The sequence below is a fragment of the Afipia sp. GW822-FHT03D08 genome (genome assembly GCF_058801645.1).
In genome coordinates, this window is record NZ_JBXANK010000001.1 from 1,067,533 (window position 1) to 1,082,837 (window position 15,305).

The window sequence follows — 15,305 nt, forward strand, 5'->3', positions numbered from 1 at the left end:
GACCACAACACCGCTGCGGGAAATGCCTTGAGTTCAATCGCTGACCGGACCCGCGAATTCCTGACGCGCCGCGCCTCCGAGCTGCGCCAGACCGTTCGTGTCACCATTGCCGTGGGTGCGGCTTATGCGGCCTACAAGACTCTCGGCCTGCCGCAGGGGTACTGGGCGGTGTTCACCGTCATCATTGTCATGCAAGGGTCGATCGGCGGGACGCTCGGCGCGGCCACGGAGCGCATGATCGGCACCCTGGCAGGAGCAGTCTTCGGCGGACTGGCAGCGGCATTTCATTCGAACACATCGCTCGGCATTGGCGTCGCCCTCGTCCTTGTCACGTGCATCACTGTATGGGGCGCAGCGGTCCGCCCTCAGTTGCGGGTGGCGCCGGTCACCGCCGCCATCATGCTGCTAACCGAACCGGCCGGCGCGCCGGTCGAGCAGTTCGTTCTCGATCGCATTGTCGAGATCGGATTGGGCGGCGTGATCGGCGTGCTGGCAATGGTTCTGATATTTCCCGCTCGCTCCCATACCGTCGTCGTGGCCCGCTCGGTCACCGTGCTGGCACGCATGCGAAAGCTCCTGCTCGCGGAAGCGGAGGCGCTCGATCGCGGCGAGGCGCTGGCTCCCTCGCTCGAACACGCGGCCCTGAGGCAGGCGCTGACCACCGTCGAGCAGGCGCTGAAAGATGCCGACAGGGAGCGCGCCTCTCGTCTTGCCGATCATCGCATTCCCTCCGCGATCCCGCGAACGCTCTGGCGCGTGCGCAACGATCTCGTCGCTATCGGCAACGTGCTCCGCGAACCCCTTCCAGCCACGATCGCCTCAACGCTGGCGCCTGCAGCCGCAAACCTGCTGCGCGCCGAAGCCGAATTGACGCAGCGATGCGCGATCGCCCTCAACGCCGTCACCGTGGTTTCACGCGAAGACCTGTCCGCCGCGCATTTTGCTTTCACGGAAACGTTCAGCGGCCTGCGGCAGTCCGGTGTCATGCGCGCGCTGGATTTCAATGCGGTCGGGCGTACTTTCGGCCTCGCCTACACGCTGGACGGTCTTCATCGCGATCTGGCCGATCTCGCCGACAGGATCGACGAGATTGCCACTGGAATACCGGAGCCCACGGCGAATTCCTGACATGCCATCCTTGAGGCAACCCCGCTTGACCGCGCGGCGCTGGGCGGCGAATGTGACGCGCCTCTTTTCCGGGATGAACCATGACCGCTTACGACACCAACAATATTTTCGCGAAAATCCTGCGCGGCGAAATTCCCTGTCACAAGGTCTATGAAGACGAACACACCTTCGCCTTCCTGGACATCATGCCGCGATGCCCCGGACATACGCTGGTGATCCCAAAGGCTCCGGCCCGGAACATTCTCGACATCTCGCCCGATAGCTTCGCGCATGTCGCCCGCACGGCGAAGAAAATTGCGGTCGCCGGCATGAAAGCCTTCAATGCTGCCGGGATCACCTTGCAACAGTTCAGCGAGCCGGCAGCGGGCCAGGTCGTCTATCACCTGCACGTCCATGTCATGCCACGGGTTGAGGGCGTCGCGCTGTTGCCGCCGGCTAGCCGCAAGGAAGACGTCAAGGTGCTGGAAGATCACGCCACGCGGCTGATCGCAGCGCTGAACGGCTGAACCGCAGAGCGGTTCAGCCGAGCCACCACTTGCCCGCGAGCACGACGACCTCACCGGCGATTACGCCGGCGAACACCGATCTGCGCGTAACAATGAAGACCGCAAAGCCGACGGCAACAGCGCCATAGCGCACCACGTCCGGTACGGTCGCGAGCGCGCCGGGTGGTGAAATCAGAATCTGCGCGATGACGCCTGCAAGAATTGCAGCGGCGACTGCCCTCACCCAGACCAGGAACTCGGAACTCTCATCGATCCCGCCGCCGATCACGAGACCGAGCACGCGCCAGACCTCGTTCGAGAGGAAGCCCGCGAACAGCAGCAGCGCAATCGCCTGTCCATCGCCGAACAGTCCCCTCATGCGCGCCTCCGGATCCGATGAACGCCATAGGCAATCGTGCCGGCGGTCAGACCGCAGATCATGATGTCGACGCCGGTTTGCAGCAGTTGCACCAGCGGATAGAGCGCAAGCCCGAGTGCCAGCGCCAGCTTGTCCACCAGCTTGTGCGCGTTGCGCGCCGTGGACAGCAGGAATGTCAGCGGCGTGAGCGCGAGGATTCCGGCGGCGAGCAGCGGCGGCAAGCTCGCGGCAAGTCCGTAGCCGATCAGCGTGGCCACACTGCTCAGGAACACCAGCGCGAAGCCAAGTCCGTTCAGGAATGCGATCCGCCGCTCGCGCGGGACATGCGGCAGCAGGCGAAAGCTCTCGACCCAGACCGTCACCGCCACGAGGTGTGCCGGCAGCGCAAGCTGGCGCATCTTGGTCTGCGGCGTCCGCAACATCGGCAGCACCGAAACCACCATCGGCAGCAGGCGGATCGCGCTGATGGTCACCGCCAGCGCCGACTCCAGCAGCGTCGCCCCGCCATGGGATGTGGACATCAGGATGATTTGCGCAGGTCCGGCCCAGACCAGCACTGTGCTGGCCAGCGCCCAGCCCAGCGTAAAGCCGGTATCATGGGCGAATGCGCCGACCCCGATGAAGGTCCCGAACAGCACGAGCGCCAGAATCGAGGACAGCGCGGATTTGACCCCGAGCGCGAATGCGATGGGCGTGCTTAGCCATTTCGGGGAATCGAGGGCGGGAAGTGCCAAGGGGCGGAATACCGGGTGAATCGTTGGATTCATCACGCGGTTGAAACGCCCCGCCGTCAAGGGACCGGGGGCGCTAATTTCGCGGAGCCGTACCGCTCAATTGCACAGCTTGCGGGGGCGCGCATCGCTATCGGTGCGCGCCGAGAACATTCAACGCAAACAGCGGCGTCAAAATCAGATCCAAAATCAGATCGAAGGCTCGCGCGCGGATGACGACAGCGAACCGAGAACACACAAGGTTGCAAATGCTATTCCGATAATCCCGAACGTCAGCACGACGGCCTCCTCACAGACTGCGGCGAAACGCTTTCGCTGCCCCCGATCAGATGATTGGAAAACGGTTTCGCAAAACTTAAGCGAAAATCGTCAGCATCGCGTTAGCATTTCGTTGAGCATAAAGTTCAGCGCATGAATTGAAATTATGCCTGCAAATATTGAGTTTCTTACGCTTGCGATCTGGTCGCGACGTTAACCGTCACAAGAGATTCCTGGAATTTTCGGCCGCGTTCAGCGCTGGCGGTGGTTAACCATGCTGCTCCGCGTTCTTCAGCACGATGCACGCCTGCCCCGCCCGTCTGATGCGATCGCACAACTCATTGGCGGCGGCCCGCGTGTCCGCCCCGACCCGCACCTGATAGAACGGGCGTGTGCCGCGGCTGCGGAAGATCGAGCTGAGAAGGCTCGGATCGCGATCGCCGATGATCGCACTCAATCGCGTCATGGAGCGGGCATACATCGCCAGCGCCTTGTCACGCGAGAACCCGGCGGCAAGCTGCACACCCCATGGCATCGCCGCGCCGAGTTTCACGCGCTGGGCAAGCTCCGCGACAAAGGGGTTGGGTGCACGCTGCAACAGCGCCATCAGTTCGCGGCAGCCGGCGGGTGGCGTACGGTCCTTGATCGCGCCGCTCTTGCCCGCGGCCGCCCAGTCGTCGACCGACGTACCGGTGATCGCATAAACGTAGTTGCGGGTTTCGGACGGCATATAACCGGTGCCGGCAAGCCATTCCTGCACCCGCCGCGGCCCCGCATTGTAAGCGGCCGCTGCAAGCCCGAGATTGCCGAACTGTTCGCGCAGCTCTTGCAGGAACTCGGCCGATTTCGGCAGCGCCTGCACGGGATCGAACGGATCGAGCAGCCGCCGCTCGCTGGCAGTCCCAGGCATGAACTGCGCCACGCCCTGCGCGCGCTGGCCGCTCCGTGTCATCGGTCCCACTGCGTCCGGCTGAAACCGGCTTTCCTGCCAGATGACGCGCGCAAAGAATTCCAGAGGCAGACCGTGCGCGGACGCCGCGGATTCGATCATCAGGCACATCGCCTCGCGCGTGTTGCCATCCTTCGCCGTGGCAGCAGCAGGTGCTGGAGGCGCAGGCGGATCGTCGGGTTCATCTGCACGCGCAAGCGTCGCCGTTAGCGTCACGATCACGCCAACCGCAAGCCACTTCCCCGGGTGCCGCCACTTCATCGCAACAGTCTCGCCGCCGAGAATGTCGAAAAGCAGATCAAAGTAGCAAAAACCCGGCGATCGCTGGACCGCCGGGTTTGTTGTTCTCTTTAGCCTGATCAGACCTTCATTAAGGGCTTGGTCGGGCCCTTTGGACCATCGCCGCCCTTTGGCTTGCGCGGCGCGGAACGCTTGCGCGATCCTGGCAGCTTCTCGGGCTTCGGCGTGACCGGACCTTCGACAAACTCGAAGCCGATCTTGTCGACGTCCTGCTCGTCCTTCACCAGCACGACGCGGACATGTCCGCCGCCCTTCAGCTTGCCGAACAGCACCTCGTCCGCCAGCGGCTTCTTGACGTGCTCCTGAATGATACGCGCCATCGGCCGAGCGCCCATCTGCTCGTCATAGCCGTGTTCGATCAGCCAGGCCTTGGCCGGCTCCGACAGTTCGATAGTCACGTCGCGGTCCGCAAGCTGCGCTTCGAGCTGAAGCACGAACTTCTCGACCACCATGCCGATGACATCGGTGTTGAGATGCGCGAACGACACGATGGCATCGAGACGGTTGCGGAATTCCGGCGCGAACTGCCGGTTGATCGCTTCCTGATCGTCGCCTTCGCGCTTGTTGCGCGTGAAGCCGAACGCCTGACGGGCAAGATCGGCCGCACCGGCATTCGTCGTCATGATGAGAATGACGTTGCGGAAGTTGACCTGCTTGCCGTTGTGGTCGGTCAGCTTGCCGTGGTCCATGATCTGCAACAGCACGTTGTAGAGATCCGGATGGGCCTTCTCGATTTCGTCGAGCAGCACCACGCAGTGCGGATGCTGGTCCACGCCATCGGTCAGCAGGCCGCCCTGATCGAAGCCGACATAGCCCGGAGGCGCGCCGATCAGACGCGACACGGTATGGCGCTCCATGTACTCCGACATGTCGAAGCGGATCAGTTCGACACCGAGCGACGCCGCCAGTTGCTTGGCGACTTCGGTCTTGCCGACGCCGGTCGGACCCGAGAACAGGTACGAGCCGATCGGCTTCTCCGGCTCGCGCAGGCCCGCGCGGGCAAGCTTGATCGACGCGGCCAACGCCTCGATCGCCTTGTCCTGACCGAATACCGTGCGCTTCAGGGTCGTCTCGAGATGCTTGAGCACCTCGGCGTCATCCTTCGACACCGACTTCGGCGGAATTCGCGCCATCGTCGCGATGGTCACCTCGATTTCCTTGATGCCGATGGTCTTCTTGCGCCTGTTCTCCGGCACCAGCATCTGCGCAGCACCCGACTCGTCGATCACGTCGATCGCCTTGTCCGGCAGCTTGCGGTCATGGATGTAACGCGCCGAGAGGTTCACCGCCGCCTCGATGGCATCGTTGGTGTACTTTAGCTTGTGGTAGTCCTCGAAGTAAGGCTTGAGACCCTTGAGGATGCCGATCGCGTCTTCGACCGTCGGCTCGTTGACGTCGATCTTCTGGAACCGGCGCACCAGTGCGCGGTCCTTCTCGAAGTGCTGGCGATATTCCTTGTATGTGGTCGAACCCATGCAACGGATCGTGCCGGAAGCCAGCGCCGGCTTCAGCAGGTTGGACGCGTCCATCGCGCCGCCAGAGGTCGCGCCCGCGCCGATCACGGTGTGGATTTCGTCGATGAACAGGATCGCATTGGGATGCGCTTCCAGTTCCTTGATCACCTGCTTGAGGCGCTCTTCGAAATCGCCGCGATAGCGCGTGCCCGCAAGCAGCGTGCCCATGTCGAGCGAAAAGACCGTGGACGCTGCCAGCACTTCCGGCACTTCGCTGTCGACAATGCGCTTGGCCAGGCCCTCCGCGATCGCGGTCTTGCCGACACCCGCTTCGCCGACGAACAGCGGATTGTTCTTCTGGCGGCGGCACAGCACCTGAATGGCGCGGTTGATTTCGGCGTGGCGGCCGATCACCGGATCGATCTTGCCGTCGCGCGCCTTCTTGTTCAGGTTGACGCAATAGGTCTCGAGCGCCTCGCCTTTCTTCTTGGAGTCGTCGTTGCCCTTGGTGTCGGCTTCCTCATCGACGCCGCGCACCGGCCGCGCCTCGGACACACCGGGACGCTTGGCAATGCCGTGGCTGATGTAGTTCACCGCGTCATAGCGCGTCATGTCCTGCTCTTGCAGGAAATACGCGGCATGGCTTTCGCGCTCCGCGAAGATCGCGATCAGCACGTTGGCGCCGGTGACTTCCTCGCGGCCCGAGGACTGCACATGGATGACCGCGCGCTGCACAACGCGCTGGAATCCGGCGGTCGGCTTGGCGTCGTCGGAACCTTCCGCGACCAGGTTTTCAAATTCGGTTTCGAGATAGTTGACCAGACTGCCGCGCAGCTTGTCGAGGTCAACACTGCATGCGCGCATCACGGCGGCGGCATCCGAGTCATCGATCAGCGAAAGCAGCAGATGTTCGAGCGTCGCATACTGATGATGCCGCTCGTTTGCTATGGCAAGCGCACGGTGCAGGGATTGTTCAAGGCTCTGAGAAAAAGTCGGCATTCGCGTCCCTTAATGGCCCCCGCCATTTCGTTTGATCGTTTGTCGTCGGGTCCGGGCTTGATCAGTTCCTGCAACCTGTTTGTACGTACTCTCGAAATCTCATCCGGTTCCCACAAAACGAACGAGACTCAAATGCTACTTCTTTTCCATCACGCATTGCAAAGGATGTTGGTGTTTCCGGGCAAAGTCCATCACCTGCGTCACTTTGGTTTCGGCGATCTCGTAGGTAAAAACGCCACATTCGCCGATGCCATGATGATGCACATGCAACATGATTGTGGTCGCGGCTTCAACGTCCTTGTTGAAGAACTTCTCTAGAACATGAACAACGAACTCCATCGGGGTGTAGTCGTCGTTCAGGATCAGGACGCGATAGAGGTTCGGCCGCTTGGTCTTCGGCTTCACTTTGGTGATGACAGACGTGCCCGGACCACTGCCCCGCCCGCTGCCGTCGTTCTCGTCCTTGCTCATGCGCAGGCCAAAGCAGGAGGTTCGTTCGCCGGGCACCTCGGGTGCCGGGACTGGTACCGGGTATGAAGACACGTGCAACATGGCCTGAAAGTTCAAAATCCCCACAGAACGGCAACCCTGCCCGAGGCAAAGCGCCCTTTGATCACATTAACAATATGGGTCGCCGCGCGCCCTCCCGCAAGCATACCGTTACCGGCTGAAACCGTGCCGGACAGATGGCGTCGCATCGGCGCAACCACCGCCTGTGGTTAATGCAAGTGCCCGGAATTCACGTCAATTTCGCCGCATCGCATTGAGACGATGTTGAGGATGTATCGGGATTAAAGGCCGGAACAGGCCGCTTTATGGGGCATTTTACGTAGATTGGCGTCAACTTTTACCGCCCCTTCATCGCCGGCTTCTACGACATGGCAGGACCCATTTTTGGTGACCGCCATGAACATTGCATCCATTTTCAAGCGTTCCCTTGCCTCAGATGCGGCCTACCCGGCCGGCGAATCGATAAAATTCGAACCAGGTGCGCAACCCGGCCTTCACCATGAAACTGCGACGCAGGCGCCGCCGGCCGCCTTGTCCTCAGGTGTACCCGTTATTCACCGCAGCATTTTACTACCTCTTCACGCCTCCGGCCTATCCCGCATCCCAGAACCTTACTCTTCTGGTGACGCCATGAACGATGCATCGATTTTCAATCGGGTCCGCGGATCGCTCTCCCGCTTCCGCCGTGCGGAAGGCGGCAATGTTGCCGTGCTGTTCGCCATTGCGATCGTCCCGCTCCTGGGTTTCGTCGGCGCAGCCGTCGACTATGCCCGCGTCAACAATGCCCGTACCGCCATGCAGTCGGCGCTCGATACAGCAGCCTTGATGATTTCAAAGGACGTGACCGGCCTGACCGCCTCTCAAATCAACCAGAAGGCGCAGGCTTACTTCAACGCGCTTTTCAACCATCCCGAAGCGCAGAACGTCACCGTGAACGCGGTCTACACCAACAGCACGTCCCAGGGCTCGCAGGTGGTCCTCACCGGCTCGGGGTCGATGGACACCGATTTTATGAAGATGGTCGGCCTTCCCAAGCTCGACTTCGGCGCGAGTTCGACCACGGTTTGGGGCACCACCAAACTGCGCGTGGCGCTGGCGCTGGACAACACCGGATCGATGGCGAGCTCGGGCAAGATGGATGCCCTGAAAACATCCGCCAAGAGCCTGATCGACACCTTGAAGACCGCCGCTAAGACCGATGGCGACGTTTACATTTCCATCATTCCGTTCGCGAAAGACGTCAACGTCGGAACGGGCAACAAGAATGCGAATTGGCTGCGGTGGGACGTTGGCCAGTGCACCAACTGGTGGGGAAGCACCATCGGATTCATGACGCAGAGCGACTGTAACAACGCCAGCGGCAACTGGACGTCGACGAAGTCCAACAACTGGACTGGCTGCGTCTCCGATCGCGATCAGAATTATGACACGCTGAGCACCGCGCCATATAATACGACCGCGACCGCAAACAACCTGACCGATCGCGCCACCCAGTTCCCGGCGGAGAATTATCCGAATTGCCCGACCGAGATACTTCCTCTGACTTATGACTGGACCGCTCTGAAGAACAAGGTCGATGCGATGCAGCCGCAGGGCAACACCAACCAGGCCATCGGCATGGCATGGGGCTGGATTTCGCTGCTCCAACAGGCGCCGCTGAACGCGCCTGCTGAAGATCCCAACTTCAAGTATACGAAGGCCGTCATTCTGCTCTCGGACGGTGACAACACCCAGAACCGCTTCAGTTCGAGTCAGTCGTCGATCGATGCGCGGCAGAGGCTCCTGTGCGATAACGCGAAAGCGGCCGGCATCCAGATCTACACGATCCAGGTGAACACCGACGGCTCTGCCAATTCGAGCGTGATGTCGTACTGCGCCAGCAGCAGCAGCAACTACTTCTCGACGACCAGCGCCAGCGGCATCAATACGGCGTTCAGTTCGATCGGTACCGCGCTGTCGAAACTGCGCATCGCGAAGTAACCAAAACAGATCAAGGCAACAAAAAAGCCCGGCTGCAAAGCCGGGCTTTTTCTCTTGGTAGAGAACCGTAAAATTAGTGAGTGGTCGCCGAAACCTTCGCGACGATGCCTTCGAAAGGCTTGAACGCCTGCTTGGCGAGATCGGTGTAGAGTTCGCCGATCTTCTGCGACTCAGCAACGAACGTTTCGTACGAGGTCTTCGCGTATTCGGTCTGAAGCTCGATGGCCTTTTCGATCGACTTCACGCCCGACAGCTTCTCAACGAAGGTCTTGGTGTCTTCGAACGACTTCTTGGCGTAGTCGCCGTAAGCGGTAGCAATCGACTGAAGGCCGCTCGAGAAGGTGTTGGCGGATGCAACCGCTGCGTCGAACTGCTCTTTGCCGAACTGCTGAAATTCTTCAACCTTGACCATTACACAGAGTCCTTTCCCAGACTGATGACCTTACCTGCCGGGAGGTACCCGGCTCCCTAACCACGACTTTGGTAGTACTGCAATGCACAATAGAAGTCAAGAATCTTGTGCGTCGCACAATCGTCTCAAATCCGAGACAAAAGTGAAGCATCGCGGAAACTCTTGCTTAACCCTTTTGAAACCGTGGCCACCTACTTTGATTCCCTGCGCTTTTTGCATTCCGCGATGAATTCGAAAAGCGGCGCGGTTCCAATGCCTTAGCCCGGATCAGCGAGCATCCGGCACCGGCTCCCGAGCCGCGGCTTCGCGTGGACGACCCAGCTCCCGAAATTGGGCTGTGGCCGGACCAAATTTGGCCTCAGAACGAGGCGAATAAACTGGGAATCGGACGGGGAAATTCATGCTTGGGGTCAAATCGTCGGCGTCTTCACGCGCCCTCCGCCTTTGCCTTCTCGGCGTCGCCACCCTCTCAGTGGCCGTCACGTTTACGCTCGACACCGCCGACGCCCGGCGGCGTCACCGGCACCGCAGCCACGCCGCCGTATCCAGCTACAGCCCCTCTTTCTCTTCGATCATCGTCGACGCCAATTCCGGCAACACGCTTCAGGCCACCAGCGCCGACAGTCTGCGCCACCCCGCTTCGCTCACCAAGATCATGACGCTCTACATGCTGTTCGAGCGGCTGGAGAGCGGCAAGATGAAGCTCGATACACCAATGGATGTGTCGGTCCACGCATCGCAGCAGGCGCCCACCAAGCTGGGTCTGCGTCCCGGTCAGACACTTCGCGTCGAGGACGCGATCAAGGGCCTCGTGACCCGCTCCGCCAACGACGCCGCCGTCGTGATCGCCGAGGCGATTGCCGGCGACGAGGACGATTTCGCCAAAGCGATGACGCGCAAGGCGCGCGCGCTCGGCATGAGCAAGACCGTTTACAAGAACGCGTCGGGTCTTCCGGACAGCGATCAGGTCACCACCGCGCGCGATCAGGCCACGCTGGGCCGCGCCATTCAGGACCGCTTCCCGAAATACTATCGCTACTTCGCGACCGAAGCGTTCAACTACAAGGGCCGCTCGATCCGCAACCACAACAAGCTGCTCGGCCGCGTCGAAGGCGTCGACGGCATCAAGACCGGTTATACCCGCGCCTCCGGCTTCAACCTCGTCACCTCGATGAAGCGCGGCAATCGCTATCTGGTCGGCGTTGTGATGGGTGGACGCAGCGGCGGTTCGCGAGATGCGATCATGCGCAACCTTCTCGCCGAAAACCTCGACGCGGCCTCGACCCGCCGCACCGTTGCCGCCATCACCGAACGCGGCGACACCAGGGTTGTAAGCGCGGATGACAACGATGAAGCCGAGACCAAGGTCGAGGCCAAGTCCAAGCCCGCCGCAGCGGTTCAGGTTCAGGGCGCGATCAAGGTCGCATCGACGCCGCCGGAAGCCGTTCCGCTTCCCGCTCCGCGCGCAACACCGGCGACACCAGCAAAAGCTGTTGCTGAAACTCAGGACAAGCCAGCTCCCGCTCCGCTCACCAGCGGCGTGATCTCCTCGCAGACTTTCGCAGCCATCCCGGGTTCCGCCGAACCGATGACACCCGTGCGCGTCAAGACGGTTCAGGTCCGCATGGGTCAAACCAGGGTTGCTTCTGCGGCCCCGGGTTCGCCTGCTCCGGTTGCCACCAGCGCCATCCCGGCACCGCAGAAGGCCGAGGTTGCAGAAACCTCGAAGGCCGTTGTCGCCAGGGCCGAAACAAAGGCCGAAGCCAAAGCGGAGACCAAGGTCGACCGCCGTGCCGAGCCCTGGCCGGTCGCTTCCAATCAACCGCGCAGCGATTTCCCGGCTCCGCTCCCGGCTCAGCCCAACACCAGCAACGGCATCGGTCAGGGCATCATCGGCTCCGCTCCCGCCCCGAGCCCTTCGTCATCGACCCCGCACGCGCAGACGCTGGCTTATGCAGATCCCGGCCGCGGCGCACCGCCCACCACGCTCGGCGCGCAGGCCGTCGCTCTCCAGACCTCCACCGCTCCCCCGCAGCAGCCTGCTCCGCAGCCCGTTCAACAGGCCGCGTTGCCGCCTGCACAGCCGGCGCAGACCCAGACCGTGCAGCACAACGGCGCGATCAAGACTGCCGTGCGCTCGGGATGGATCATTCAGGTCGGCGCCCTCGAAACCGAAAGCGAAGCTCGCCAGCGTCTCGACGCGGCACGCGGCAGCGCCAGCAGACTGCTGAGCGACGCCGATCCGTTCACCGAGACCGTGTCGAAGGGCAACAAGACGCTCTACCGCGCACGCTTCGCCGGCCTCAATCAGGACTCCGCCGAAGCTGCATGCCGCACGCTGAAGCGCTCCGACATTTCCTGCATCGCCATCAGGAACTGATCGCGAAAACACAGTTCAAGATCGGAAAAACAAAGCCCGCGGTTCTGCCGCGGGCTTTATCTTTTTTGCGCGGCGCGCGCGCATTCAACCATTTTTCAAGATTTGGTCTCTAAAACCTTAATCGCAGGATCGATCACGCCGGACAACGGCGGGCGTCCGCAGGGGCATTTCAATCAGAGGAAGGCTGCTCGCAGTTTGTAGCGTGATGTTGCGTGCTGGAGTCAGCGATGATTGCGAAGAAGAGTGTCCTTGGCTTCGTTCACACGGGCAGCGAGGTACGTCGAGCCCCCCTGGTCGGGATGCAGTTTCTTCATCAGCCCACGATGAGCCTTGCCGATTTCGTCGCGCCCCGCACCCGGCTTCAGGCCAAGGATCTGATAGGCCTCCTCCGTCGTCATTTTTCCACTCGGCGCCGCGCGGCGATCCTCGCTTCCACTCCGCCCTGTCCCCTCGCCCTGCGCGTGCTCACGCCAGGCGGGAAACCGGCGGTCCAGATAGCTTTCCAGAAGAGCCCAGCTCTCGGCGTCGAACCCGCGCGCAAGAGCAATGAGTTCGTCGAGCGTGAATTCGTCGAGTACGCGCCCCGCTTCGGGTCCGGCGGTAATAAGCCCCTCAAGCGCTCCAGTGTCGTGGTCGAGCGTCATCTCTATAAACTGGGACCGTACCTGGGACTTCTGCCCCTGTGATTTCCAGGCGCCGGGGCCGTAGTTGCCCCAGGCCGAACCGAGCTGCGCGCCGAACGGCGACCACCCGAGCAGACCTGCGCCGAAAATGCCGAGCGGGATCGCCACCGCAAGCTCGCCTCTGGCCCCGATGAACAGCGCCGCGGCAAGCGTCACCACGCCGCCGCCGCCGCGGATGATCTTCGCGAGCCATTTCGGATCGGCGCCCTTGATGATGTTCAGCGCCACGTAAAGCAGCGCGACAGCGACGATGCCTGCGATCAGGGTCGGCATGGCGTGGAATCATCCTTGCAATCGTTCGTCGGCAGTGCGCGCTACCGACACGCATACCTGATCTATGGTGATATCGGGATTTGTTAAGCTGACATATTGCGAAATAACGCTGCGCCTGTCCTGCTGACGATTACTTCATCTGCCCAAGCAAAGCAGCAGCGCCCGAGGTGTTCTTCGCCAGCCTCAGGAGGGCATTCCGCCCGCCCGCGGCGTAGGCGGCCGCCGCGCGCAGAAGCTCACGCAACTGCGCAGCCGAACCCATGTCGAACCGGCACCACGCCCCTCCGGTCAGCCGCGCGATCTCACGGAACGCCGCCTCCGCCGCCGGGTCGTTGCCTTCCTGAAACATGAAGCACGGCACTTTCAACAACCCTAGTTCGCCCGCAGTGGCGCACAGTGCATCGACGTTCTCCTCCATCGCATCGCCCACGAAGACGATGGCACGCACGCCAGAGGCGACAGCCTCGCGCCGCGCGTCCGCCAGCACGCGCCCAAGCTGGGTCTGCCCGCCCTGACAATCGATCCTGCTCATCAGTCTGGCGAGATGCGCCGTATCCGAAATCCATGGACTCGCGCGGCACTCTTTCAAACCGCGGTAGTACACGAGACGAACCGAAAGTCCGCCGATGCTGCCGGCTTCACGAAACATGTCGGCCTGAAGCTGGCACGCCATGTCCCATGTCGGCTGACGGCTCATGGTCGCATCCAGCGCGAAGATCAGCCGGCCCGTCCCCGCCTTGCCGGGCGTCATCGCCCGCGCCTTGGCAACGAAGGCGGCGATGTCGGCCGACGCCGATGTCTGCACGTCCGGCTCCGTGCGACTGCGCCCTGTGATGGGCTGCTCGCCGGATTTCGGAATGGTCGGATCGCGGGTCATCGGATCTCGCGGTTGGGTGCGAGTCCTATGTGGAGCGCGGAGAGCGCCTGGTCAATTCTCCGGCCAAAGATCGCTAAAGGATCGCCCTACTCGATCGGCACCGCGAGTCGCCCGATAAGCTCGGCGACCTCGTTCAGCCGCCGGTCATCGTGCTCAGCCACGGCGCGCGCCAGGCGCGACATGCACTCATCGTCACTGATGACGTGAGCGATCTGGTCTTTCACGGACGGAACCAGACTGGGAGATTGAAAAGAGCTGACGGGCATGACTCTCACCTCACTTGCCACTTGGATACATCCAAACAAGCAGAAACTATGCCACCAACGGAATGTGGCGAGAGCAAGCAGGAATCATTTGCAGTGGGATTATCTCACGCAAACGTGCGATGCGCCGAGGTAAGTCCGGCGACACCAACCGTGATCGCAACTTAGTTAGTTAATGGGCGGGGCAACCTGCGCCACGGAGTCAGGCTTCGGCATGGAGATCTTCTTGGTCGTGTCGACCGGCGCGAGCTTGCTATTGTCTTCGGCAAGGAACTTGTCGAGAACGCCCTGAATCGACGTCTTCACGTTATCAGGCCCACGATCACTCATGTCGGTATGCTGGAAGCCCGTGTTGACTACGGTGATCCCGGACTGATCGCACGTATCATCATCCGGCACGACGCCAGGATCGGCCTTAAACACGGGGTCTTTCGAACGGAACGACAGGATCTTGAATTTGCCTTCGGTGAGGAACGGCACGCGAAGATTATCCAGCGTGACAATCTTTCTCACGTTCTCCGGATGCATTTTGGCGAAGTACATCGAGATGTCGCCGCCGTTGGAATGTCCAACCAGCGTGAGACGATCGTAATCTGCGTTGGGCTGGATTTTCCGCATCTGGTCGACTGCGAATTCGATGTTCGCCACGCCGCGCTGATAGACCGGCAGGCGTCCGACATAGAGTTCGCCAACCTTGGTGACCAACGGGGCATCGGTCGCCAGATCATGCTGAATGCTGGTTACGAAATATCCGCGAGCCGCAAGCACGTTAGCGAGGAAAGAGTATTCTGTGAATTTTACGGTATTGCCGTGATTCACGACGGCCACCGGCAAAGTGAGCATGCCGGCATTCGCCTGCATTTCCTTGTCACGGCGCACGGCAATCGCGACATCGACCTGACGATTACGCGCGGCATCGTAGAACGTCAGAGTCTCGTGACGGATCGCCCATTTGCTCGCGGTGAAATACGCGACAACGACGATCGCAAACAGACCAAGCAGGATGAAAATTCCGCGCTTCATCACGTCCTCGAATTGTCAGGTGCCAGTCGGAATTTAGTCCAGACCGCCCTTCACGACACAGTGTTTTAGAATCCTTGTCACTTGTCCAGTTAGATGATGACAGACTGGCGACAAACCAACTTAATTCCACGTCATGTCTCTGACAGAGACCAGTAAATTGTGCGATGCATCAAACGTGCCACCGGCACCCAAACGCGCCGCTTGGTCTACCGCAGGTAAAT

General features: G+C 61.3%; 14 protein-coding genes. 4 read left to right on the top strand and 10 right to left on the bottom strand.

Annotated elements, in window-relative coordinates; translation table 11 throughout:
• Positions 1-27 precede the first annotated feature (27 nt).
• Both AC1RM7_RS05210 and AC1RM7_RS05215 read left to right on the top strand, forming a co-directional pair.
• The gene (locus tag AC1RM7_RS05210; protein ID WP_024921488.1) at positions 28-1,128 is read left to right on the top strand and encodes an FUSC family protein; all 1,101 of its coding nucleotides are present in this window, start codon (positions 28-30) and stop codon (positions 1,126-1,128) included.
• A gap of 80 nt (positions 1,129-1,208) precedes the next feature.
• Positions 1,209-1,634 (top strand): HIT family protein, encoded by a 426-nt coding sequence (locus AC1RM7_RS05215; protein WP_024921489.1) that lies wholly within the window; start codon positions 1,209-1,211, stop codon positions 1,632-1,634.
• Between the two features lie 13 nt (positions 1,635-1,647).
• Here the strand turns inward: AC1RM7_RS05215 and AC1RM7_RS05220 are convergent, their stop codons facing one another.
• From AC1RM7_RS05220 to clpS, 5 genes are all read right to left on the bottom strand, one after another.
• Positions 1,648-1,992, bottom strand: a complete 345-nt coding sequence (locus tag AC1RM7_RS05220) for an AzlD domain-containing protein (RefSeq protein ID WP_024921490.1) — start codon at positions 1,990-1,992, stop codon at positions 1,648-1,650.
• Complete coding sequence (locus AC1RM7_RS05225; RefSeq protein ID WP_024921491.1) at positions 1,989-2,726, bottom strand: AzlC family ABC transporter permease; 738 nt, start codon at positions 2,724-2,726, stop codon at positions 1,989-1,991. The genes AC1RM7_RS05220 and AC1RM7_RS05225 overlap by 4 nt, the downstream gene beginning before the upstream one ends.
• Before the next feature lie 523 nt (positions 2,727-3,249).
• Positions 3,250-4,191: a lytic transglycosylase domain-containing protein gene (locus tag AC1RM7_RS05230; RefSeq protein ID WP_024921492.1), complete on the bottom strand. Its 942-nt coding sequence runs from the start codon at positions 4,189-4,191 to the stop codon at positions 3,250-3,252.
• 98 nt (positions 4,192-4,289) lie between these two features.
• Positions 4,290-6,683, bottom strand: a complete 2,394-nt coding sequence (gene clpA, locus AC1RM7_RS05235; protein WP_006020944.1) for an ATP-dependent Clp protease ATP-binding subunit ClpA — start codon at positions 6,681-6,683, stop codon at positions 4,290-4,292.
• Between the two features lie 135 nt (positions 6,684-6,818).
• Positions 6,819-7,154: an ATP-dependent Clp protease adapter ClpS gene (gene clpS, locus AC1RM7_RS05240; protein ID WP_024575101.1), complete on the bottom strand. Its 336-nt coding sequence runs from the start codon at positions 7,152-7,154 to the stop codon at positions 6,819-6,821.
• Between the two features lie 669 nt (positions 7,155-7,823).
• Between clpS and AC1RM7_RS05245 the strand changes: the two genes are divergently transcribed.
• Positions 7,824-9,173 (top strand): pilus assembly protein, encoded by a 1,350-nt coding sequence (locus AC1RM7_RS05245; RefSeq protein ID WP_006020946.1) that lies wholly within the window; start codon positions 7,824-7,826, stop codon positions 9,171-9,173.
• A 73-nt stretch (positions 9,174-9,246) separates the two neighbouring features.
• Here AC1RM7_RS05245 and AC1RM7_RS05250 read toward each other — a convergent pair whose 3' ends face one another.
• Positions 9,247-9,585 (bottom strand): phasin family protein, encoded by a 339-nt coding sequence (locus tag AC1RM7_RS05250; protein ID WP_006020947.1) that lies wholly within the window; start codon positions 9,583-9,585, stop codon positions 9,247-9,249.
• A gap of 400 nt (positions 9,586-9,985) precedes the next feature.
• On the opposite strand from AC1RM7_RS05250, the gene AC1RM7_RS05255 reads away from it, so the two are divergent.
• Positions 9,986-11,965: a serine hydrolase gene (locus AC1RM7_RS05255; protein ID WP_024921493.1), complete on the top strand. Its 1,980-nt coding sequence runs from the start codon at positions 9,986-9,988 to the stop codon at positions 11,963-11,965.
• 221 nt (positions 11,966-12,186) lie between these two features.
• Here AC1RM7_RS05255 and AC1RM7_RS05260 read toward each other — a convergent pair whose 3' ends face one another.
• From AC1RM7_RS05260 to AC1RM7_RS05275, 4 genes are all read right to left on the bottom strand, one after another.
• The gene (locus AC1RM7_RS05260; RefSeq protein ID WP_006020949.1) at positions 12,187-12,921 is read right to left on the bottom strand and encodes a DnaJ domain-containing protein; all 735 of its coding nucleotides are present in this window, start codon (positions 12,919-12,921) and stop codon (positions 12,187-12,189) included.
• Between the two features lie 130 nt (positions 12,922-13,051).
• A complete protein-coding gene (locus tag AC1RM7_RS05265; protein ID WP_492838743.1) occupies positions 13,052-13,798 on the bottom strand; it encodes a vWA domain-containing protein in 747 nt (248 codons plus the stop codon).
• Positions 13,799-13,884: 86 nt separating this feature from the next.
• The gene (locus tag AC1RM7_RS05270; protein ID WP_006020951.1) at positions 13,885-14,064 is read right to left on the bottom strand and encodes a hypothetical protein; all 180 of its coding nucleotides are present in this window, start codon (positions 14,062-14,064) and stop codon (positions 13,885-13,887) included.
• Positions 14,065-14,229: 165 nt separating this feature from the next.
• Complete coding sequence (locus AC1RM7_RS05275) at positions 14,230-15,084, bottom strand: alpha/beta fold hydrolase (RefSeq protein WP_006020952.1); 855 nt, start codon at positions 15,082-15,084, stop codon at positions 14,230-14,232.
• Between the last annotated feature and the right edge of the window lie 221 nt (positions 15,085-15,305).